Origin of the sequence: Mycobacterium sp. PSTR-4-N, from assembly GCF_022348085.1 — a bacterium.
Taxonomy (GTDB): domain Bacteria; phylum Actinomycetota; class Actinomycetes; order Mycobacteriales; family Mycobacteriaceae; genus Mycobacterium.
In genome coordinates, this window is the sequence record NZ_JAKRFN010000007.1 from 86,551 (window position 1) to 106,117 (window position 19,567).

Sequence of the window (19,567 nt, forward strand, 5' to 3'; positions counted from 1 at the left end):
GCGGACGTCCTCACCAATCGATGGCGGCGACAACAACCGCCGACCCCCTCTCCGTCAGGCGACAGCAACTCGCCCCATGCGGGCTGACGGACGGGCCACCCCCTCCCGCTCGGCCGCTGCGAGGCACGGGCTGCCCCCACAGGGAAGCCCACCCCCGGTGGTCGTCGGACAGGGAGGCCCCATAGCGAGGCCGCGAAAGTTCGCTACTTCATCTGCCCTTGGCAGATCATGCGCGTCACCGCGGCGTTCCAGCGGGATAATTGTTCGGGGTCATAGAGCGGGCCGTCGGTGTGGCGCTCAATGTGGTGGCGCAGCATGATCGTCCCGACCCTCAGGATCAGCGGTAACAGATTGCACCACAACGGGTCTAAATCCTCAGGTGTGAGGCCCTGCGCCGCGAACGCGGCGCCCTGTTCGGCGCTGATCGCGAAGAAACCATCGAAGATGGTGTTGCCCACTCCGCCGTGTTCGGCCAGCGCCCGCCCGACGTAATCCATGACGTCGGGATTGTCGGTCATCAGCGCGGCCAGCCGATCGCTGGCACCGCACACCTGATCCGCGCCAGCTGGCGGCGCTTCTCTCATCTGTGCAAACACCTCGAGGACGTAGTGATCGATCGCCTCGACGAGCTGACTCCTGGTGACGAAGTAGTGCTGGATCAGGCCCAGACTCACCCCGACTTCCTCAGCGATCGTTCGCAGCGATGTCCTCGCAATGCCACGCTCGGCGAAACACTTCATCGCCACGTCGCGAATCTGCGCGGGCCGCGCAGCCGTCGACCCCTGGGGGATACGCGGAGATGGTCGGCGGTTCATCGCCAGCAATCCTTACAGACGACAGACGTGATCGACGTGGACCCCACGCGACGAAAAGTGACATCCGCCCGACCGATTCGGTGCGAAGCCACCGCCGCCGACTGCACACGTGGTAGCGACGCGATCGCGGCACGCCACATCATCTCTGCGGAATGCTGAACGACGTCGTTCGCGCCCGTTGCCGCACGAGCGCACCAGCGATGCGCTCGAGACTGAGCGGTGGGTCAGTGGGTGATTGCTGTCAGACGACGCTGTCTCGCGGATCGGCGTGCTGTCGGCGACGGTGGTCGGCGAGCAGGCGGGTGAAGACCGATCGGCAGATTTTGCGTTTCAGGCAACGGCGTGCGCCGGCTTTGGTGTCTCCACCCTCAAGTCGGCGCAGGTAGTAGCGTCGGCCGGGGGTGTCCAGCCGAATCTGCACCACCGCAATGGTTTGCAGAGCGGAGTTCATCGCCCTGTTGCCCGAACGGGTGAGCACCATGCGCCCGCGTGTGGACCCTGACCAGGCCGGCACCGGCGCGACCCCGACGTAGCGGGCGAACGCCGCTTCATCGCGGAACCGTGTCACGTTCGCTGTTCCGCAGATCAGGCGGGCCGCGGTGAGGTCGCCGCATCCAGCGATGCCGGTCAGGGTGGAGCCAAGGAGCGCGACCCGCTTGCTGATGCGGTTGTAGAGAGCATCGATGTTGCGGCTGAAACGATCGATGTCAGCGAGTTCTTCGAGGGCCAGTTCTGAGATCAGGGTGTCTGCAGACGCCGTGAGCCACTGTTGCAGAGCCTGTCGGCCGGGGGAGCGTGTGAGATTCCATGCGGGAACCTGCGGGTCGATCAGGTGCAGTCGGGACGACAATCGGTTCATCACCGCTACGCGCTGTCCCACGAGATCATCGCGACGATCCATCAACAGTTTGAGTTCCCAGGTTTCGGTGTCGTGCTCAGCGACAGGCAGATTGGGTTCACGCAGCGCTGCCCGAGCGACCGACAGGGCATCGATGGGATCGGATTTTCCCCACGTCCGTGCGCTTCGTCGCACCTTTGCCATCAGCACTGTCGGAACGCGGACCACCCGCTGCTGTGCTCCCAGCAAGTCGTGTTCGAGAAGTCGGGTATTGACTCGGGAATCTTCGACCGCCCACAGCAGGTCATCACTGAACCGGCTGATAGCCCAGTTCAGTGCTTCGTGGTGTCCAGCGGTGGTCGCCGCTACGGTCTTCTCCTTGAGTTTGCCGCCCGACTGATCGATAGCAACCAGCGTGTGCGTCCGCTTGTGCGCATCCACCCCGACGATGATCACGTGTTGCCCACAGCTCGTGGTCGCCGCGAGGCGAGCCCGTCCGCCGGCATGCTACAAGTCAGCCAACCGTTGCCGGTGGACAGCAAAGGCGTGAGCCAGGCGGACGGGCGATTACCCACCGCGGGTCCGAGACCCGCATTCCGGGGCACCCCATGGCACCGACAGACCAAGCCAGCGTGAGACGCGGCACCAAGCAGCACAGCCATCAGCAGTACCTTCCGGAATGCGGTAACCGTATCCCTTCGCAGCGACGAGCGAGCCGGATTCCCACGGAGAACACAACACCCGGGGGAAGCACGACTTCGCCTCTAACATCTCCCCCGGTAGGCGCTCTCGACAGAGAGAAGCCCGTCACCGCGCCCACACTGCAGGAATCAGCGCACCGCAGTGCCCGCCGCTACCCGCCAGGACGCGACTGCTGCGAGTACTCGGTGAACCACACATGGTGCTTGTTGTTCCAGATAGCCGCTTCTGTCGGGTTAGTGATGACGGTCCTGCCGGGGCCGAACGTGTCGTACACCTCGATCGCGAGCCGCATACTCGCGGCCAGCATCGGTAATGTTTCTGTGTACCAGCTCTTTTCAAGAGCTGCGCAGTCGGTAAGACATTTGTCGACTACCTCGGGGGCAGTATCGCGCAGCGTACGGGCCGCGTCCGCGGTCCGACGAAATTCGGCCAGATCGGACTGGCCGTTCACCAGCTGACGCGCCAACGCCCACATGACGGCCTGCGGGTCCATCGCAAAAGTGGCCTCTCGCCCCGCCGCGTCGTCAGCGCCCGGGTCGAAGCCGTCACTCACCATGCCGCGCCTTCCGTGGTCCGCACACGACCAGTGTCACCCACGACGGCGAGAAGGATGTCGAAGCCCCACTGTCCACCACACATCGCGACCATGGCGTGTGTCGGCCGAACTGCGGGCGCCGCGCGGTGCTGCTACACGTCTGCGGGGAGTTGGAGGTGGTGCCGAACGGCGTCGATGCCGCAGAGGGTGATGTCTTCTCGTTGCACAGTGCGCCAGCGTTCAAGCGTCATCTCACAGTGCAGAAGCAGATCGGGTTGGTCGCGCCGAAGGTGATGAGACGACCCGCTTTGCAGGTAGGGCAGCGAACGGGTGATTGCCAGCGACGCGGTGTTGTCGTGCCACACCTTGGTGGTGGCGCGCCGGGCGCCGAAGCCGTCGAAGATGAGGTGCAGCGCCGCCTGGCGCATCTCACGGCCCAGGCCGCGGCGCTGATAGCTCTTGCCCAGCCATGAGCCGGTTTCGGCGCTGAGGTGCTGCTGAAAGTGGTCCGCCTCGATGGAGCACAGCCCAACCACTGTGCCATCGACATCGGCGGCCAAACTCAAGCACCAGTGCGTGACGCAGGTGTCGGCGCGTTGGCGCCAAAAGTGCCGCATAGCATTGTGTTCGAGTTCAGGCGAGCTCACGTCAGTCCAGGGCGTTGAAAACGGCATCACCGCGGGATCATGGATGCCCCGGCCGGCGAGGACGGCCAGCTCCGCGGCGAGCTCGTCGGTGACGTAGCGCAGCCTCAGCCGCGGCGTCTGCACCGCAAGCCCAGCAGGTGGCCACACCGACACATCCATCCCGCCAGGGGAGCACAACGAAGGAGCTGCAGTCCAGCGGATTTCGGAGATTCAGCTTTCCGCTCGAGAGCCTCCGGCTGATGATGGGAACCCGTTGTCCGCGGCACGCAGGTGCTGCCCACCGCCCGCACATCAAGATCTGATCGCGGCCGGGTCTGTCAGAGCCGGCCTGTCAGCGATCGTTACGCGGGAAAAAGTTGGTGCGCGCCACCCCCGCCATGAGCTCTGATACTGGGAATGCGGTACCTGGTTCCACTGGAAGAGGGGAGTGGTCGATGAAGTTGGCAGAAGCGTTGTCCCGCAGAGCTGCCGCCGCGCGGCGTATCGAGGCGCTGCGCACGCGGGTGATCGGTAGCGCGAGACATCAAGAGGGTGACACTCCCGCTGAGGATCCCGCCGCGCTGATCGCTGAGGTCGACGGCGCCATCGACGAGTACGAAGACTTGATTCGCCGTATCAATCGCACCAACTCGGCCACCACCATCGGGCCAGCAGAAACGCTGACCGACGCATTGGCGCGCCGGGACGCGCTGCGGTTGCGCCACCACGTCCTCAAGTCCGCCGCCGATGCGGCCGCAGGAACCGACCGTGCGGGTTACACACGGCAGCTGCGGTCTGAGCTGAAGATGCTGTCGGCGCTGCCGGTCGCGCAGCTACGCGCTGACGCCGACCGCGTCGCCCAAGAGCACCGTGAGCTCGATGTTCGTATCCAACAGCGCAACTGGGAGGTCGATCTGATCGACTAGTCGTGGACTGGTGCAGGTAGTTGTTCTGTTCGAGGCGTGCATAACCCCGCGACCGGCGGGTCAATCCCGGTCACCTGCTGGCGCGCGAAGGGCAGCGCGTGGGGTTCGACTCCTCACATCACACTGCAGCCCCGCACCGCGCACAGGTAACACCGCACACCGCAGCACTTATCACCGCGTGCAGATCGACAGACAACGAGGGCGGGCACGGGGCACACACCACGACACACACCAGCAGAGGACCGCGAAAAATGACCGGGCGGTTACCGGGGCAGCCCGTTGACTGCTTCGACGACACATGCGCGCTCGCGGGCTGACAACGCGGCGCGAATCCGGTTGGTCAGCCGCGGGATTGTGGCGTCATCTAGCTCGGCCGGCTCCACGAGGATGACGCCTCGACCCTCCTCGCCAGCCGGCACGGACCGACAGACAGTGTGGTCGACGACCCCGCCGTCGTAGACGAACATCACGGAGTCGCCGCGATCACCGCCGTCGGTCTGGTGATCCAGAACCAGCAGCCGCCCGACTGCGATGTCAATCCCCAGTTCCTCCCGGCATTCCCGCGCACACGCGTCCGGGGGTGTCTCACCCGATTCGACCGCACCCCCGGGGAGTTCGAGATAGTCGCGGTAGATCACGTCGTACATCACGACCCGTCCGTCGGGGGTGGTGATCAGCGCCCCGGCGCCTTGCCGCACGCGAGCCAGCTGGGCGTAATACTGCTCCGGCGTCACGATCGGCTTGGGCATCGACCCATTATCGAGCACCCCAGACCCTGAGAGTTCGTCTCAGTTCACGGTATGGGCGAACGATGATGCCGAAATGCGCCCGAGCGCGGCCACGGGGGACAGACAGAGCTTCTCGTGCTGGCTGGGACTACCGGGATAGCCAACTTCTTGTCCTTGACCGCGGCGAGGGTGCGCCGACGCGTTCGAGGGCACTGTGGCGGCCCGGTACGATGCGGAAATGGCCCGCGAACGGCGCAGGCAAATGGGCGTGCAGAGTGCGCAGGATCCGCCGGCGCGGCCCGCCCCAACGCCCTCGCGACTAGCCGAGGTCGCGCTGACTCGTGGCTGGGAGCGCGACGAGGACCTCGTCGCTGCCTCGCTCGCCGATATCGTCGATGGGCTGAATGAGATTGCCGGCGACACCGTTCCGTTCGCCCGGCTACCACGCAAATGGGGTCGTCACACCACACGCGTGCAGCGGTGGTCCGACATCGCTGACGAATCCCTGGGGTCACTGCTCGCCCTGCCTGGGATAGGGGAGAGCGCGGTCCGGGCACTGATCGCCTCCGCGCGTGAGTCGGTTCGCGCCGCGCGGACCAGTCCGAGTGCGGAGGAGATCAGCGCCGCCGACGCCGTCGAAGCCCTGCTGAGCCGCCTCGACGATTTCGACCGCACCGTGCTGGCCGGGCGCCAGTGGGCGTGGCAACCCACACCCACGCGCCTCCTCGCACCCACCATGGGCTGCTCTGAAGCGTCCATCTCCCGCAACACCCCTCGCGCGCGCCAGCGCTTCGCTGAGCTGGTCGGTGACCCCGCCCACCGCGCCGTCACCCACTACGCGTCCTGGCTACGCCAACGCCTCGGGATCTACACGACGCTCGCCGATGCGCAGGACGCGCTCACCAGCATGGGTGTGCCGCCAGCCAGCACGGCCGCCCACGTGCTCCTTGACATCGCCGGACCCTATGCGCTGGAACAGGGCTGGGTGCAGAACAGCGCCGAGGGCGGGAAGTCCCGCGCCGCGGCCGCGATCGACGGCCTCTTCACCGACCATCCCGCGGTGCCCCCGCAGCGGTTCATCGACGCGCTCGGCGAGCTCGGGATGTCGAGGAAGATCGCCGAGGACTATCTACGCACCCACGAGCGGCTGCGCCAGATTGGCGGGGTATGTGTGCGGTGGCGCGGGGACACCGTGGCCACCATGATCGAAGACCTCCTGCACGCCCTCGGAGAGCCCGCGACGCCCCAAACGCTATTCGCCCTCCTCGAGCCCGGCGCCGCGAAGCTGGCGACGGTGAAAGAGGTTCTGTCCGACGATGATCGGTTCGTGCGCGCCTCACGCACCACCTGGGCGTTGAGGGCCTGGAACCGACCCGTATACCGGGGGATCGCTCGCGCTATCGAAGACTGCATCGATACCCACGGCGGGCGGGTCGCCGTCGACACGCTGATCACCGAGCTCGTCGCCGCCTACCCTGACGTCTCCCGGGAATCCATCGATGCCTACCTATCGACGTGGGCGTTCGTCGTACGCAACGAAATCGTGCGGCGCCGCGGCCGCGGGGATAGCTGGCCCAAGGTCCCCGACCCACGCACGGTGCGCGGGGTGTTCTGCACCGCCGACGACGAGGTTCGCGTCGTGATCCCCGTCGATCACGAGCTGTTGCGCGGCTCCGGTGTGCGGGTGCACCGGGCCGTCGCCGCAGCGGCCAGCGTGCGGCCGCGCCAACAGCGCACATTCACCGGCCCACTCGGTCGGGTCACGTTGCGCTGGGACGTTTACTCCTCGGCCGGCCCCGACATCGGGTCGCTGCGCGCCTACGCCCAGGCGTCCGATGCCACCTCAGGCGACAGCCTGATCCTCACCCTGCACCCGCGCAGCCGCACGTTCACCACCACGCGGCTGCGCCCCAGCGACCCCGCCCCCGTGCAGCTGCGTACTCTGCTCGGCCCTGCCGCAGACCGCCCCGCCGAGGCCATGGCTCGAGCACTCGACTGTGCACCCGGCGAGGCCGCCAGAATTCTTCGACGACGCGGCGACACCCACTGGGCCGAGCTCATTTCGGCGCACTCCCACGAATCGTTCTCCTCGCGATGACCTCTACCAGCGGCGTGAGTCGACTGCACCGGCCTAGTTCGCCCGTCGGTGGGGAGCGATCGACGTTCCCGCCGTGTCGGTTCACACGCTTATCAGGGTTCCTTAGCGCCAGTGTCGAGGCCGCGCCACCGGCTCCTGTCCTCGCCGCGTAGTCGCACCGGAGCCGAACACCGTTGGCGCTCATAGCCTTCTAGATCAGCAGGTGCTTTCGAGGAAAAGTGATGGCCAAGAGAGTCGCCCAGCTGTCACTAGTGCGGGCAGCAGCGCATCGGGTTGCGGGGGCAGAATGGACGATTCGTCGGGTCGTCCATGGCGGCTCGGTTTGCATCAGCAGGTGGGTCTACGGCGAGAACGTGTGATGTGGTTTCAAAGTCGATTCTTTCCTTGGTCGCGCACCAGTCCGGGCGGGGCTTGCCGGCCCGCAGCACGACTACTGCGACGACGATCGCGGCCACCACCACGACCGCGACGGCGGCGGGCACGATCCACCGATAGGTGAGCCACAGAGTCCGCATCCGGTCGGTCGACTGGATTGAATAGCGTTGCGCCAATTTGCTACTGGGCCGCGGCGGCGGAATCACTGACTAATCGTTAGCTCGAGGCGGCGGTGAACGTGCGCAACGGGTCGTGTTCGTTGAGCAGACGGTCGATACGGGCCACGCCGATGCGGACGCGCACCGTGGACGCTTCCTGCATATCGCGCACGGTCTTGGCCAGGCCGAACGTGCTCGAGACGAGAAACAGCCCGGCCATCGCCAGAAACAGGCGCTGCCACATATCCAGAGGCAAATAGCAGATGCCGAACAGCAGGCCCAGGAAGCTGACGCCGAAAGCGATAGCGGACTGGGCGAAAAACGCGGCGGTGGTCTTTGTCGAGTTCAACGGTGTGCTCATGAGGAAAAGTATTGAGCGCCGCGGCGGGGGGTCCGCGCACCAATCTTGCAAGCCCCGTGCGGTGACATCCGAAACAGTCGGCTCCACCACGCGGTCGAGGGGTGCGCATCCACCTCGACGATGATCATGTGTTTCCCAATGCTGGTTGGCGGGAGGAGAGCCCGTCCGCCGGCATGCTACAAGTCAGCCAACCGTTCCCGGTGGACAGCAAGGGAGTGAGCCAGGCGGACGGGCGATCACCTGCCGCGGGTCTTCGGCCCGCATTCCGGGGCACCCCAGGGCACCTGCAGACCAAGCCAGCGTGAGACGCGGCACTAAGCAGCACAGCCATCAGCAGTACCTTCCGGAATGCGGTAACCGTATCCCTACGCGGCGATGAGCGAGCCGGATTCCCTTGGAGCGTCGTATACCTCCCATAAACTGCGCTGCCATGACATCTGAGGCCCCGATCCAGTGGCTACTGGACTCCGATCCGGCCCTACGTTGGCAGGTAGAACGCGACCTGTTACACGAACCTGCCGATGTCTGGGCAGCGACACGTGCACGCGTCGCTGCCGAAGGATGGGGTAAGCAACTTCTCGCACAACAAGATCCGGACGGGCAATGGGCAGGAGGTGCGTTCTTCCCAGCGGACTACGACTTTGACGGCCCTGAAGCAGAGGGCGAAGGGATGCCCTGGACGGCAACGACGTGGACGCTCAATTCACTGCGCGAGTGGGGCCTCGATCCTGCCGTCCTGAGCGAGCGCCGCACCGCCGAGTTGCTCGCTGAGAACAGCCGCTGGGAATACGAGAACCTGCCCTATTGGAGCGGCGAAGTCGACTGCTGCATCAACGCCTGGACCCTCGCCAACGGGGTCTGGCTGAGCGTCGACGTCACCGAACTCGTTGACTGGTTTCTCGAGCACCGACTGCCCGACGGCGGCTGGAATTGCGAGTGGACCGAGGGCTCCACCCGCTCTTCGTTCCACTCGACGCTGAACTCGCTAAAGGGACTGCTCGCCTACGACGTTGCAACCGGGGGCACCGATGGCACCCGTGACGCGCGGCACGCGGGTTCGGAATACCTGTGGCAACGCAACCTTCGGCGTCGCCTATCGACCGGTGAACAGGTCGGCCCATGGGTGGACCGATTCGCCTACCCCTTCCGCTGGACCTACAGCACTCTCAACGCCGCAGATCACTTCCGCGAGGCCGCATTATTCGATGGCGTCACGCCCGACAATCGAATGAGCGAGGCCATCGACATGATCAGAGCTGCCAGGCAACCCGACGGCACCTGGCTACAGGCGGGACGCCAGCCCGGACGAGTGTGGTTCGAAACAGATGCACCTCCAGGTGCGCCATCGAAGTGGCTGACCCTGATTGGAACAAGAGTGCTCGACTGGTGGGACAGCGCATAAGCGCAAACCTGACTGCAGCACCAACTCGATCGAGCCTGGGCCTTACCTGAGACAGAATCTGAGCCGCCTCGAATCTCTACATGCGAGACGGCCGGACGATTTGTCGGTACTAAACAACTCGGGCACAGGCGCCGCCGCGCCGGGGCGCTGTGGGTGGGGCTTCGGAAGATGTTGCGCGATACTGGCGCGGTGGGGGCTTGGGTTTCGATGTCGCGCTGTGATCGATCGATCTGCGGGCGAAAGACCTGTATAGCTCGATGAAGTCGATACTTGTCGCCGCCGGTATGGCCCTGGTGGTCGCCGTTCTGCTGACTCCGGTGTTGATCCGGACATTCTCTCGGCTTGGGTTGGGACAACCCATCCGCGCCGAGGCCCCGAAAAGCCATCAACGCAAGCAGGGAACTGAACCGCCCTGGTTCTGCCGGAGGCTCGGGCTATTGGATTCCGATCAAAGGCTGATCGGTCCGGTATGCATCGTAGAAGGCGGCTTCGAACTCGACTGGCGGAATGTCGCCGAGGTAGCTGTGTAGCCGTGCGGTGTTGTGCCAATAGGTCCAGCTGAGGGTGGCCAGCTCGACGTCTTCGACGGTCTTCCACGGCCCGCTGCGGGCCGGTCCGTAGATCAACTCGGCCTTGCAGTAGCCGTTGACCGTCTCCGCGAGAGCATTATCGAAACTGTCCCCAACGGTACCGATCGAGGGCACCGCACCGATCTCGGCGAGTCGCTCACCGTAGCGAACGGACGTGAACTGCGACCCGGCATCGGAGTGACATATCAAGTCGTGCAACGCAGTTCCGCGTGACCATCGCGCCATCTCCAACGCGTCGAGGACCATCGAAGTCCGCATGTGACTGGCCACCCGCCACCCCACGATCATCCGTGAGTACGCATCGACGATGAAGCACACATACGCGACCCCGGCCCAAGTCGGCACGAACGTCAGATCCGTCACCCACAACTGACTCGGTGCGGTCGCGGTGAACTTCCGCTTCACAAGGTCCGGGTGCCGGGCCGCGGCTGGGTCGGGCTTGGTGGTGCGGACTCGTTTGCCGCGCCGCACCCCTTCGATGCCGGCGGCGCGCATCAGGCGGGCCACCTGATCGCGGCCGACGTCATGGCCGGCCCGGCGCGCGGTTTTCCAGAGCTTGCGGGCCCCGTAAACGCAGTAGTTGTCGGTCCAGAGCTGGCGCAACGCCGGGCCAAGGACGGCGTCCCGCTGAGCCCGCGCTGACGGCGGTCGGGTCTTGGCGTCGTAGTAGGTGCTCGGGGCCACCTGCAGGCCTGCGGTGCGCAGGACGGTGCAGATGGGCTCGACCCCGAACTCCTCGCGGTGGGTGTCGATGAAGTCGACTACTTCTTGTGTTGGCGGTCGAGCTCCGCCCCGAAGAAACTCGCCGCTCGCTTCAGAATTTCGTTAGCGCGCTTGAGTTCTCGGATCTCCTGTTCGAGTTGCTGAACCTTCTTTGACTCCAAGGTCGTCACCCCGGGGGCCAATCCTGCATCGATGTCGGCCTGGCGCACCCACATGCGCACTGACTCCACGCCGTAGCCGAGCTGACTGGCCACCCGCGCCACCGTGCCCTGTTCGGTGCCCAACTCGGCCCGTAACGCCCGGACCATCCGCACCGCGGCGGCTTTCTCCTCGGCACTGTAACGGCGTGTCGTCGGCTTCCCGGGCGACTGTTCCTTCGGCATACCTGCATCCTCGTTTCCAAGGTCAGGAGCCTCCAACATTTCCAGGGCGATTCAGATGCGCGGACGTAGCCGTCGTCGCCTCGTAGCCGTTATGGTTCGGCCAGTGGTGTCACCTGGAGTCGGGTCGGCCGCGCTGACTGTCGGTGTTCGGCTTTAGGGTTTGCCGACATGAGAAGGGCGGGACAGCTGATCGTTGATCGGCGTCGGCATGCGCGGAAATCGCGTGCTTCGATTGTCACGTCGTCTGCGGGCCAACCTCTTCGGACTGCGACATCTGGACCGGGCGATCGGCGCCGATGGCTCCGGTCTAGCCTCACGCGCGACGGCGGGGGTTCCTGTGTGCGTCCGCATTGCTACGCGTTGGCGACGCGGCGGAAGCGTGGCAGCGGGGGTGCCGGGTTTGCATGAGTGCGACGACCCGGCGTGCGTGAAGATCGCGGCGGAGATAGGCGTTCAACAACACGTCGTTTCTGGCGCCCAGGGCGACAACATGGAGCGGATGGCGCGGATGCGTCGCGGCGTGGCCGCCAACGGGCGCAAGCGGGGTCGGCCCCGGAAGGTCGACGACGCTGCCGCCGCCAAGGCGCGCAGCTTGAGAGGCAAGGGCATCGCTTCCGCCGACATCGCCAAGATGATGGGCGTGTCTCGGGCCACGGTCTATCGCTACTTTGCGAAACCCACTCCGGCGACCATAGCGTCGGGCACCCAAGTCGCCGGATGCAACTGTGACCATCGCTCAAGTCGTGGTTGCGCCGTCACGGCATGTGCCAGCTCCCGCCAGCTTGCCAAGCAGCTCTATGATGCGCAGCGGGTGGTGGATGTCAGGAATGAGCGGACGCCTGGGACGGGCATGATGTCCGAGGCCGGAGTGGATGCCGTGAAGCCAGAATCGACACGGGAAGTCGAACCTGTCCTCGCGATAGACGGAGCGGGCGTACATGGGAGCTCGAAAGAGGAAACGTGCGCTGCTTCTGGCAGCCGCGGCGATGTGCGGTGCGCTGTTAGCGGCCATCGCCATAATTACGCGTGGTTTCGGGCTCATCGACTCGGGATCCGTAGACCCGCGCGAGCGTGCGGCCCAGCAGCGGTGTGAACGTGACGTCGTAGCGCGGCTGGTGGCGCCGTCGACAGCGAAACTCACCGACGTCACAGTGACGAGCGCGCAACTGGACCCGGAAGTAATGGACTTGTTCTCGTTGTTTAGCGGCGGGCCCCTCAACGGCGTCGACCACTCCCGCATCAGCGTGCAGAGCGTAGAGGGCGTTGTCGTGGCGCCGAACGAAGTGGGCGGCACGCTGCATGACCCTTTCACGTGCCGTGCGTATTTTGTCGACGGCGATCTGGTCGACACCCTCGTCGTGTTCGACCACGACCATTAACCTCGCTATGGACTATCGCGGTACGTACCCAAAACACTCTCGGTTCCGGTCGTATAAACCCGACGCGCAAAGATAGCGAGTCATGTCCAGGGACGTGGTGTACGACGTCGTGGTGTGATGCTTGGAGTTAATGGTTCAGGCGGTCGGTGCACGTCGGTGCGACGCCGGATCTCGACCAGATCTGGCGCCAGATCTGCTTGGGAAACGCGGTGAACGCCAGCAGATCCGCACGGGCGGCTTCGAGGTGGTCGGCGACCTTTGGGAGCTTGTCAGCCAGCGCGTCGATGATCCGATCGTATTGCGCGGCAATCGATTCCTTGTCGGGCTGATTGAACACCGAATGCAACAGGGTCTTGTACACGGCCACGACGCCTTCGGATGATCGCCATCGAATTGGTTGTGTAGTGGGTGCGGCAGTGCTGCCAGGCCGCGCCGGGCAGGGTGGCGCCGATCGCGGCCACCAGACCGGCGTGGGCGTCGGAGGTGACCAGTCGTACCCCGGAGATCTCGCGGGCGGTCAGCGAGCGCCAGAAGGTGAGCCAGCCCGCTCCGTCTTCGGCGGTGCTGACGTCGATGCCGAGATCTCCCGGAAGCCCTCCGCGTTGACTCCGACCGCGATCAGGGCGTGCACGTTGACCACCCGCCCGGCTTCACGGACCTTGAGCACTAGCGCGTCGGCAGCAACAAACGTGTAGGGGCCGGCTTCGTCTAGGCCGCAACAAATTCGCCGCCCCCACGCGGACGGCAACTTTGCCCGTGGCCGACATCACCGCACGGCGGGCGTGTTGCACGCAATCTTCATCGAATCTTTGTCGAACCAGCACTGCAGGCTTATCGATCACCGGAAGGGTGACTGATCGAGATGACTAGCCTGACGGATGCGGGATGGGGATGGCGAGGACAGCGCAGGTCGCAGGACATCTGAGCCGCTCCGGTAACACTGAACGAGAGACGCTATGACGAAGTCGACGATTCTCGACGTACACGGATTGAACTGGGCAAGTTCGACGGCGGTAGTGGAGGGCAGCCTGCTTAGACGTCCGGGCGTGACGTCGGTCGAAGCCAATGCGGTAAATCAAACGGCGACCGTCGTTTACGACCCCGCGACCACCTCGGTCGCTGACCTGGCCGGGTGGATACGTGACTGCGGCTTCCACTGCGCGGGGCGGTCGGTGCCAGATCACGTCTGCGATCCGATGTCCGAGCCCCATCACGACCCAGCGGCCACCCTGCACGAGCAGCCAACGTCGGCTTTGTCGCCGACAGCCGGGGAGGTGCATGCGCATGAGGCCGCGCCGGCACGAACTCCGCAAGAAGCGATGGGTCACGGCGGCGGACACGCCGGCATGTCGATGGATCACATGGTCCGCGATATGCGCAACCGATTCCTAGTAGCGCTCGCGTTGTCGATCCCGATCATGCTGTGGTCGCCGATGGGCCGCGACATGTTCGGGTTCACCGTGCCTGCGCCGTTCGGGCTTCGCGATGACGTGTTCACCCTGTTGCTGAGCCTGCCGGTCGTCTTCTACTCGGCGTGGATCTTCTTCGACGGTGCCTGGCGAGCGCTACGGGCCCGCACCTTGGACATGATGGTGCTCGTTGCCGTGGCGGTCGGCGCAGGCTGGCTCTACAGCCTCGGGGTGACGCTGACCGGCGGCGGTGAGGTGTTCTATGAGGCCGCCTCGGTGCTGACGGCGTTTGTTCTGTTGGGGCACTGGTTCGAGATGCGAGCTCGCGGTGGCGCGAACGATGCAATTCGCACCCTGCTCGAGCTGGCGCCCCCGATGGCAGTTGTGCTGCGCGACGGTGAGCCGGTGGAAACTCCCACCGCCGAGGTGGCAGTGGGTGACCTCCTGCTCATCCGCCCAGGTGCCAAGATTCCCGTCGACGGCACGGTGGCCGAGGGAACGTCAGACGTCGACGAGTCGATGGTCACCGGGGAAAGCCTGCCGGTGTCAAAGGCGCCGGACTCGAAAGTGATTGGCGCCTCGATCAACACCACCGGCACGTTGCGGGTCGTGGCAACGAAGGTCGGCTCCGACACGGTGCTGGCACAGATCGTCGCGATGGTTCAGGAAGCGCAGAACTCCAAAGCCCCCGGGCAGCGGTTCGCCGACCGGGCAGCGTTCTGGCTGGTTCTGGTGGCGCTGATCGGCGGCACTGCCACCTTCCTGGTGTGGTGGGCGGTCGGCGCCGGTGTCCAGACCGCGTTGCTGTTCGCCATCACCGTCGTGGTGATCACCTGCCCCGATGCGTTGGGACTCGCGACTCCGACCGCGATCATGGTGGGCACCGGGTTGGGCGCCAAGCGGGGAGTGTTGTTCAAGAATGCGACCGCGCTGGAGACGTCGGCGCGCATCGATACCGTCGTCATGGACAAGACCGGCACGTTGACCAAGGGCGAGCCTGAAGTGACCGACGTCGTCGTCGACGGCATTCCAGAGGATCAAGTACTCGCCATGGTGGCTGCGGTCGAAACTGAGTCCGAGCATCCGCTGGCGGGGGCGATCGTGCGTTACGCGGCCGCGCACGGGATCGCTTCGGCGTCACTGACTGGTTTCCGTAACGTGCCCGGTCACGGAGCTGTCGCGACGGTAGACGGGCGCCGCGTTGCCGTCGGCAATCGCAAGCTGATGGTCGAGGAGGACGTCGAGTTCGGCGTGTTGATGCAACGCCGCGACGAACTCGCCGCCAGCGGACGCACGGCAGTCTTGGTGGGCGTCGACGGCCGGGGAGTCGGTGTCATCGCCTTGGCGGACGCTGTGCGCGAGACGTCTGCCGAAGCGGTGTCCGCGCTGCACGACCTCGGTGTCGAGGTGGTCATGCTCAGTGGCGACAACCAGGCCACTGCCGATCGCATCGCCGCGCAACTGGGAATCGACACGGTCATCGCCGAGGTGCTGCCAGGTGATAAGGCAGCCAAGATCGCTGAGCTGCAACGACAGGGCAAGAAGGTCGCCATGGTCGGCGACGGCGTCAACGACGCACCGGCGCTCGCCCAAGCTGATCTCGGCGTGGCGATCGGTGCAGGCACCGACGTCGCCATCGAAACCGCAGATCTGGTGTTGATGCGATCAGACCCGCTCGACGTCGCGATCGCGCTGCGGATCGGCCGGGGCACGCTACGAAAGATGCGGCAGAACCTTGGATGGGCGGTCGGCTACAACGTGATCGCATTGCCCATCGCGGCTGGGGTTTTCGTACCTTCGCTCGGCTTGGTGCTGCGGCCAGAGATCGCTGCCCTCTCGATGTCAGGTTCCAGCTTCATCGTGGCCGTCAATGCGTTGATGCTGAAGAGATTGAAGCTTCCCGTACCGGCGTCAGCGGAGGCGGGCGCCAAGTCGTAACGCTCCGCGTGCCGTCGCTGTTCTGTGTTTGAGGGACTAGGCGGGTGCGGCCGCAGTCTGAAGTGAGTCGATGGCGGCCTGCATCTTTCGCGTCACTTCGTCGGCGACGTCACGCAAAGCCGGCTCTCCGGTCACCTCGACCAGTATCTGCGGGTTCATCGCCTCGACGATGACGGAGGTGTCGTCTGCACGGTCGGCTCGGACAACGACGTTGCAGGGCAGCAGCAGGCCGATTTGACGGTCCACATTCACTGCCCGGTGAGCCAATGGTGGGTTGCAGGCGCCCAGAATGAGGTACTCCTCCATGTCCTCGCCCAGCTTCGCCTTGAGCGTCGCCTTCATATCGATCTCGGTCAGGACGCCAAAACCCTGCTCTGTCAGGGCGGCTCGGGTGCGAGCGACAGCGTCGGCGAACGACGTCTGCAGCGCTGTCGACAGTGAGATGGTCATTCCGGTCCTCTCGATGGTCCTGTGGGGCGAACATAGCCAAGGCTGCGCCGCGGACCTCCCGACGCCAAGGGCGGTTGCCGTTCTTTATCGAATCTTCATAGAACGACTAGTCGGGCCATACCGCCGGCGCGAATGCTCGAAGACAGGTCGGGATACCCGCGCGTCAACTGGGCGCGCTGCAGCCGCATCGACCGTGGAACCCGGGAAGGGACTTGTTGTGATGAAGAGGAAGACGCTGGCCGTCGGTGCGGCCACCTTGGCGGCGCTGGTAACCGTTGGTGCGTGTAGTAATACCAGCACTACGCAGGGAGCTTCGTCGTCGTCGTCGGTGTCGGCGCCTTCGTCGACATCGGCCGCCGAAGTCCACAATCAGGCTGATGCCATGTTCACCCAGCACATGATCCCGCATCACCAACAGGCCATCGAGATGAGCGACATGCTATTGGGTAAGCAGGGAATCGACCCGCGAGTGGTGGACCTGGCCAAGCAGATCAAGGCTGCTCAGGCTCCCGAGATCGAACAGATGCAGGCCTGGCTCACGCAGTGGGGCATGTCCACGATGCCGATGATGCCCGGGATGGACGACATGCCGGGTCACAGTGGGATGCCCAGCGCCAGTGCCGCGCCCAGCGAATCCGCTACGCCGACTCATTCGATGATGCCTGGAATGCCGGGCATGCCCGGTATGGGTGATATGCCGGGGATGGAGGGCATGATGTCGGAGGAGGACATGGCCGCCTTGCAAAACGCCCAGGGGGTGGAAGCCTCCAAGTTGTACCTGACGCAGATGGTCAAGCATCACGAGGGTGCAATTACCATGGCGCAGAAAGAGATCAAGGACGGCCAGTTCCCCGAGACGGTCGCGTTGGCGCGCTCGATCGTCACCAGCCAGCAGCAGGAAATCGACACCATGAACAAGATCCTGGCCTCGTTGTAGAAGTCGGGTCATGGCAGCGTTTCGCGCGAGTCATATTGCGCGACAACGCTGTCGAGTTCCATTAGTCGTCACGGCGGTCCGTGCGTGCGGGTAGCTCGATGGTGAAGGTACTGCCCAGGCCTGGTCCGCGGCTGGCCGCAGTGATGCGGCCGCTGTGGGCTTCGGTGAGTGCTTTGGCGATGGCCAACCCGATCCCCGCGCCGCCGTGGCTTCGATCGCGGGCCACATCGGCGCGGTAGAAGCGTTCGAACACGTGCGGGAGGTGCTCGGCAGCGATGCCATCACCATTGTCGCGCACGGTGATGATCACTTCGCCGGGCTTTGCCGTCGCGTCGACCTCGACGCGGCCTCGCGCGGGGGTGTGGCGCAGAGCGTTGTCGAGAAGGTTCCCGATCACCTGTGCGAGGCGCAGAGGGTCTACCCACACCTCGGGCAGCGGGTTCGCGGCGTCGAAGGTCAGCGCGACGTCCTTCTCCGCGTATCGGTCGGCTGCGGCAGACACGGTGGTGACGATCGCGGCCTGGGGGTCGATCCACTGCGGTGTGACCGCGCCGGGACCTTCCTCGGCTTGAGCGAGCGCGGCGAAGTCATCGGAGAAGCGCACCAACCTGCTGGCTTGATCGTTGAGCACGGCAACCGTCTCGGGGTCAAGGGTTTTCACTCCGTCCTCGACGGCCTCGATGTAGGCCTTGAGTACCGAGACGGGTGTCCTAATCTCATGGGCGAGGTCACCGAAGAGTTGGCGCCGGGTGGTCTCGACCGATTCGAGCCGTTCGGACATCCGATTGAACGCGCGGGACAGGTTCGCGAAATCCTCCCCCAAGCGCAGCGGCGACACACGGATGTCATAGCGGCCGTCGGCGACTGCAGTGGCGGCCGATGCGACCTCGGCGATGGAGTGCTGCAGGCGACGGCTGAAATACCAGGTCACAACCAGCGCGGTCAATGCGGCTACGCCGATCGCCACCGCGACTGAGATTGCGGTGGCGTAACGGTAGGCCTCCTCGGCATGGAACTGTTCATTGGATGAGTGAGGAAGTCCGGCGCGGGTCAGGTGTTCCCGAAACAGCGGTGGACCGACGATGACGGCGACGACCCCGGTGGTTGCGCCGCCGGCGAGGAGCACCAAGGCTTGCGCCAGCAGGAGTCTTGCCCCGACTCCAGGACTGTGCCGCGACCTGGGTTGAATGCTCGTGTCTGTCCTCATTGGCCGCTTCCCATTCGGTATCCGACTCCGCGGACCGTGATCACATAGCGCGGGTCGGCGGGGTCATCCGACAATTTGCGGCGCAGATGTCCAATGTGGACGTCGACGAGATGTTCGTTGCCGCCCCAGGAGTCTCCCCAGACGGCCTCGAGGAGTTGGCGGCGGCTGAAGACCACGGCCGGCCGCGACGACAACGCCGCTAGAATGTCGAACTCAGTGCGGGTGAGCAGAACTGGTTCGTCGTCGATGAATACCTGTCGGCCCGCAACGTCGATGGACAACGGCCCGAAGGCCCGCGGCGGGGGTTCGTCGGCCGCGGCCGCAGCACTGGTCGGCGTTGCGACGGTGCGAGGCCGGCGCAACATTGCGCGGATCCGCGCGACCAGTTCGCGGGGACTGAAAGGTTTGGTGACATAGTCATCGGCACCGACCGACAGGCCCACGATGGTGTCCATTTCGGTATCGCGTGCGGTCAGCATTACCACGTAGGCATCGGAGAACGTGCGCAGTTGGCGGCATACCTCCACGCCGTCGATGCCCGGCAACGCGAGATCCAAGATGACCACGTCCGGGTCGATCTCACGGGCCTGGGCCAAGGCGTCGGCTCCGCTGTGGGCGAGGCTGACGTCAAACTGCTCGCGTCTGAGGTAGCTCGCCACGACTTCGGCCAGCGGTACCTCGTCGTCGACCACCAATGCTCGATATCCCGCCGAAGGGGTGGCCGCAGGCTTGTCCATGTCTTCATCGTGCCGCCCCGAAGGGATTCAGGAACCCGCGACCCAGGTCTTGAGTGAATCTTCATAAAACCATCGTCGATTCGCTACTCGGCGGCATGAGTGTGGAATGCGAAGAAGGAGACGACCCGATGACGTGGTGGAACGAAGCCGGCGCCCACTGGGGTTGGGGTGGCTGCCTGCTGGCCATCGTGATGCTTCTTGCGTTTTGGGGAGCTGTGATCGCGGCGCTGGCGGCGCTACTCGGGGCGAA

At 64.9% G+C, this 19,567-nt stretch carries 18 protein-coding genes, 2 pseudogenes and 1 other annotated feature; of the genes and pseudogenes, 7 read left to right on the forward strand and 13 right to left on the reverse strand.

The annotated features are described in order from the left end of the window. Positions 1–203: 203 nt before the first annotated feature. The 5 genes and pseudogenes from MHN84_RS12365 to MHN84_RS12385 form a co-directional block, all read right to left on the reverse strand. Positions 204–674: a TetR/AcrR family transcriptional regulator gene (locus MHN84_RS12365; RefSeq protein WP_241205001.1), complete on the reverse strand. Its 471-nt coding sequence runs from the start codon at positions 672–674 to the stop codon at positions 204–206. After that, positions 675–815: pseudogene (locus MHN84_RS29975) on the reverse strand (TetR family transcriptional regulator); the annotation flags it as partial. A gap of 241 nt (positions 816–1,056) precedes the next feature. Then, on the reverse strand, positions 1,057–2,109 hold the full coding sequence (locus MHN84_RS12375) for an IS110 family transposase (protein WP_241204925.1): 1,053 nt from the start codon (positions 2,107–2,109) through the stop codon (positions 1,057–1,059). Between the two features lie 397 nt (positions 2,110–2,506). Continuing rightward, positions 2,507–2,908: a hypothetical protein gene (locus MHN84_RS12380; protein WP_241204926.1), complete on the reverse strand. Its 402-nt coding sequence runs from the start codon at positions 2,906–2,908 to the stop codon at positions 2,507–2,509. A 134-nt stretch (positions 2,909–3,042) separates the two neighbouring features. Further along, the gene (locus MHN84_RS12385; protein WP_241204927.1) at positions 3,043–3,696 is read right to left on the reverse strand and encodes a GNAT family N-acetyltransferase; all 654 of its coding nucleotides are present in this window, start codon (positions 3,694–3,696) and stop codon (positions 3,043–3,045) included. A 275-nt stretch (positions 3,697–3,971) separates the two neighbouring features. On the opposite strand from MHN84_RS12385, the gene MHN84_RS12390 reads away from it, so the two are divergent. Next, the gene (locus tag MHN84_RS12390; protein ID WP_241204928.1) at positions 3,972–4,442 is read left to right on the forward strand and encodes a DIP1984 family protein; all 471 of its coding nucleotides are present in this window, start codon (positions 3,972–3,974) and stop codon (positions 4,440–4,442) included. Positions 4,443–4,705: 263 nt separating this feature from the next. Here the strand turns inward: MHN84_RS12390 and MHN84_RS12395 are convergent, their stop codons facing one another. Next, positions 4,706–5,191: an NUDIX hydrolase gene (locus MHN84_RS12395; protein WP_241204929.1), complete on the reverse strand. Its 486-nt coding sequence runs from the start codon at positions 5,189–5,191 to the stop codon at positions 4,706–4,708. 217 nt (positions 5,192–5,408) lie between these two features. Here MHN84_RS12395 and MHN84_RS12400 point away from each other — a divergent pair, with 217 nt between their 5' ends. After that, a complete protein-coding gene (locus tag MHN84_RS12400; protein WP_241204930.1) occupies positions 5,409–7,268 on the forward strand; it encodes a hypothetical protein in 1,860 nt (619 codons plus the stop codon). 248 nt (positions 7,269–7,516) lie between these two features. Here MHN84_RS12400 and MHN84_RS12405 read toward each other — a convergent pair whose 3' ends face one another. After that, positions 7,517–7,819, reverse strand: a complete 303-nt coding sequence (locus MHN84_RS12405) for a hypothetical protein (protein ID WP_241204931.1) — start codon at positions 7,817–7,819, stop codon at positions 7,517–7,519. 40 nt (positions 7,820–7,859) lie between these two features. Further along, positions 7,860–8,162 (reverse strand): YiaA/YiaB family inner membrane protein, encoded by a 303-nt coding sequence (locus MHN84_RS12410; protein WP_241204932.1) that lies wholly within the window; start codon positions 8,160–8,162, stop codon positions 7,860–7,862. Between the two features lie 430 nt (positions 8,163–8,592). Between MHN84_RS12410 and MHN84_RS12415 the strand changes: the two genes are divergently transcribed. Further along, on the forward strand, positions 8,593–9,564 hold the full coding sequence (locus MHN84_RS12415) for a squalene cyclase (RefSeq protein WP_241204933.1): 972 nt from the start codon (positions 8,593–8,595) through the stop codon (positions 9,562–9,564). Positions 9,565–9,998: 434 nt separating this feature from the next. Here the strand turns inward: MHN84_RS12415 and MHN84_RS12425 are convergent. Continuing rightward, a protein-coding gene (locus MHN84_RS12425) for an IS3 family transposase (RefSeq protein ID WP_241204934.1) occupies positions 9,999–11,260 on the reverse strand; the annotation gives its coding sequence in 2 pieces (ribosomal slippage) (positions 9,999–10,957 and positions 10,957–11,260; 1,263 coding nt in all). Further along, positions 10,830–10,961, reverse strand: a sequence feature (AL1L pseudoknot). Its footprint overlaps the gene before it by 132 nt. Before the next feature lie 508 nt (positions 11,261–11,768). Between MHN84_RS12425 and MHN84_RS12430 the strand changes: the two genes are divergently transcribed. Continuing rightward, positions 11,769–12,353, forward strand: coding sequence for a helix-turn-helix domain-containing protein (locus MHN84_RS12430; protein ID WP_241204998.1), 585 nt, complete (start codon positions 11,769–11,771; stop codon positions 12,351–12,353). Beyond that, positions 12,247–12,639: a hypothetical protein gene (locus MHN84_RS12435; protein ID WP_241204935.1), complete on the forward strand. Its 393-nt coding sequence runs from the start codon at positions 12,247–12,249 to the stop codon at positions 12,637–12,639. Before MHN84_RS12430 ends, MHN84_RS12435 begins: the two co-directional genes overlap by 107 nt. Before the next feature lie 127 nt (positions 12,640–12,766). On the opposite strand, the pseudogene MHN84_RS12440 reads toward MHN84_RS12435, so the two are convergent. After that, positions 12,767–13,345 (reverse strand): annotated as a pseudogene (locus MHN84_RS12440) (transposase); the annotation flags it as partial. A gap of 250 nt (positions 13,346–13,595) precedes the next feature. Here MHN84_RS12440 and MHN84_RS12445 point away from each other — a divergent pair. Next, the gene (locus MHN84_RS12445) at positions 13,596–15,986 is read left to right on the forward strand and encodes a cation-translocating P-type ATPase (protein WP_241204936.1); all 2,391 of its coding nucleotides are present in this window, start codon (positions 13,596–13,598) and stop codon (positions 15,984–15,986) included. Positions 15,987–16,022: 36 nt separating this feature from the next. Here the strand turns inward: MHN84_RS12445 and MHN84_RS12450 are convergent, their stop codons facing one another. Further along, positions 16,023–16,436 (reverse strand): DUF302 domain-containing protein, encoded by a 414-nt coding sequence (locus MHN84_RS12450; protein WP_241204937.1) that lies wholly within the window; start codon positions 16,434–16,436, stop codon positions 16,023–16,025. Positions 16,437–16,656: 220 nt separating this feature from the next. Between MHN84_RS12450 and MHN84_RS12455 the strand changes: the two genes are divergently transcribed. Beyond that, entirely contained in the window at positions 16,657–17,373 is a 717-nt protein-coding gene (locus MHN84_RS12455) for a DUF305 domain-containing protein (RefSeq protein ID WP_241204938.1), read from the forward strand. A gap of 61 nt (positions 17,374–17,434) precedes the next feature. Here the strand turns inward: MHN84_RS12455 and MHN84_RS12460 are convergent, their stop codons facing one another. After that, complete coding sequence (locus MHN84_RS12460) at positions 17,435–18,580, reverse strand: cell wall metabolism sensor histidine kinase WalK (RefSeq protein ID WP_241204939.1); 1,146 nt, start codon at positions 18,578–18,580, stop codon at positions 17,435–17,437. Further along, the gene (locus MHN84_RS12465) at positions 18,577–19,317 is read right to left on the reverse strand and encodes a response regulator transcription factor (protein WP_048419030.1); all 741 of its coding nucleotides are present in this window, start codon (positions 19,315–19,317) and stop codon (positions 18,577–18,579) included. Before MHN84_RS12465 ends, MHN84_RS12460 begins: the two co-directional genes overlap by 4 nt. Positions 19,318–19,567 lie beyond the last annotated feature (250 nt).

Excerpts from the sequence above, each read along its gene's own strand:
- MHN84_RS12460 (WP_241204939.1), bottom strand. The coding sequence starts at position 18,580 with ATGAGGACAGACACGAGCATTCAACCCAGGTCGCGGCACAGTCCTGGA.
- MHN84_RS12445 (WP_241204936.1), top strand. The coding sequence starts at position 13,596 with ATGACGAAGTCGACGATTCTCGACGTACACGGATTGAACTGGGCAAGT.
- MHN84_RS12415 (WP_241204933.1), top strand. The coding sequence starts at position 8,593 with ATGACATCTGAGGCCCCGATCCAGTGGCTACTGGACTCCGATCCGGCC.
- MHN84_RS12450 (WP_241204937.1), bottom strand. The coding sequence starts at position 16,436 with ATGACCATCTCACTGTCGACAGCGCTGCAGACGTCGTTCGCCGACGCT.
- MHN84_RS12430 (WP_241204998.1), top strand. The coding sequence starts at position 11,769 with ATGCGTCGCGGCGTGGCCGCCAACGGGCGCAAGCGGGGTCGGCCCCGG.
- MHN84_RS12385 (WP_241204927.1), bottom strand. The coding sequence starts at position 3,696 with ATGGATGTGTCGGTGTGGCCACCTGCTGGGCTTGCGGTGCAGACGCCG.
- MHN84_RS12435 (WP_241204935.1), top strand. The coding sequence starts at position 12,247 with ATGTGCGGTGCGCTGTTAGCGGCCATCGCCATAATTACGCGTGGTTTC.
- MHN84_RS12410 (WP_241204932.1), bottom strand. The coding sequence starts at position 8,162 with ATGAGCACACCGTTGAACTCGACAAAGACCACCGCCGCGTTTTTCGCC.
- MHN84_RS12465 (WP_048419030.1), bottom strand. The coding sequence starts at position 19,317 with ATGGACAAGCCTGCGGCCACCCCTTCGGCGGGATATCGAGCATTGGTG.
- MHN84_RS12395 (WP_241204929.1), bottom strand. The coding sequence starts at position 5,191 with ATGCCCAAGCCGATCGTGACGCCGGAGCAGTATTACGCCCAGCTGGCT.
- MHN84_RS12455 (WP_241204938.1), top strand. The coding sequence starts at position 16,657 with ATGAAGAGGAAGACGCTGGCCGTCGGTGCGGCCACCTTGGCGGCGCTG.
- MHN84_RS12390 (WP_241204928.1), top strand. The coding sequence starts at position 3,972 with ATGAAGTTGGCAGAAGCGTTGTCCCGCAGAGCTGCCGCCGCGCGGCGT.
- MHN84_RS12400 (WP_241204930.1), top strand. The coding sequence starts at position 5,409 with ATGGCCCGCGAACGGCGCAGGCAAATGGGCGTGCAGAGTGCGCAGGAT.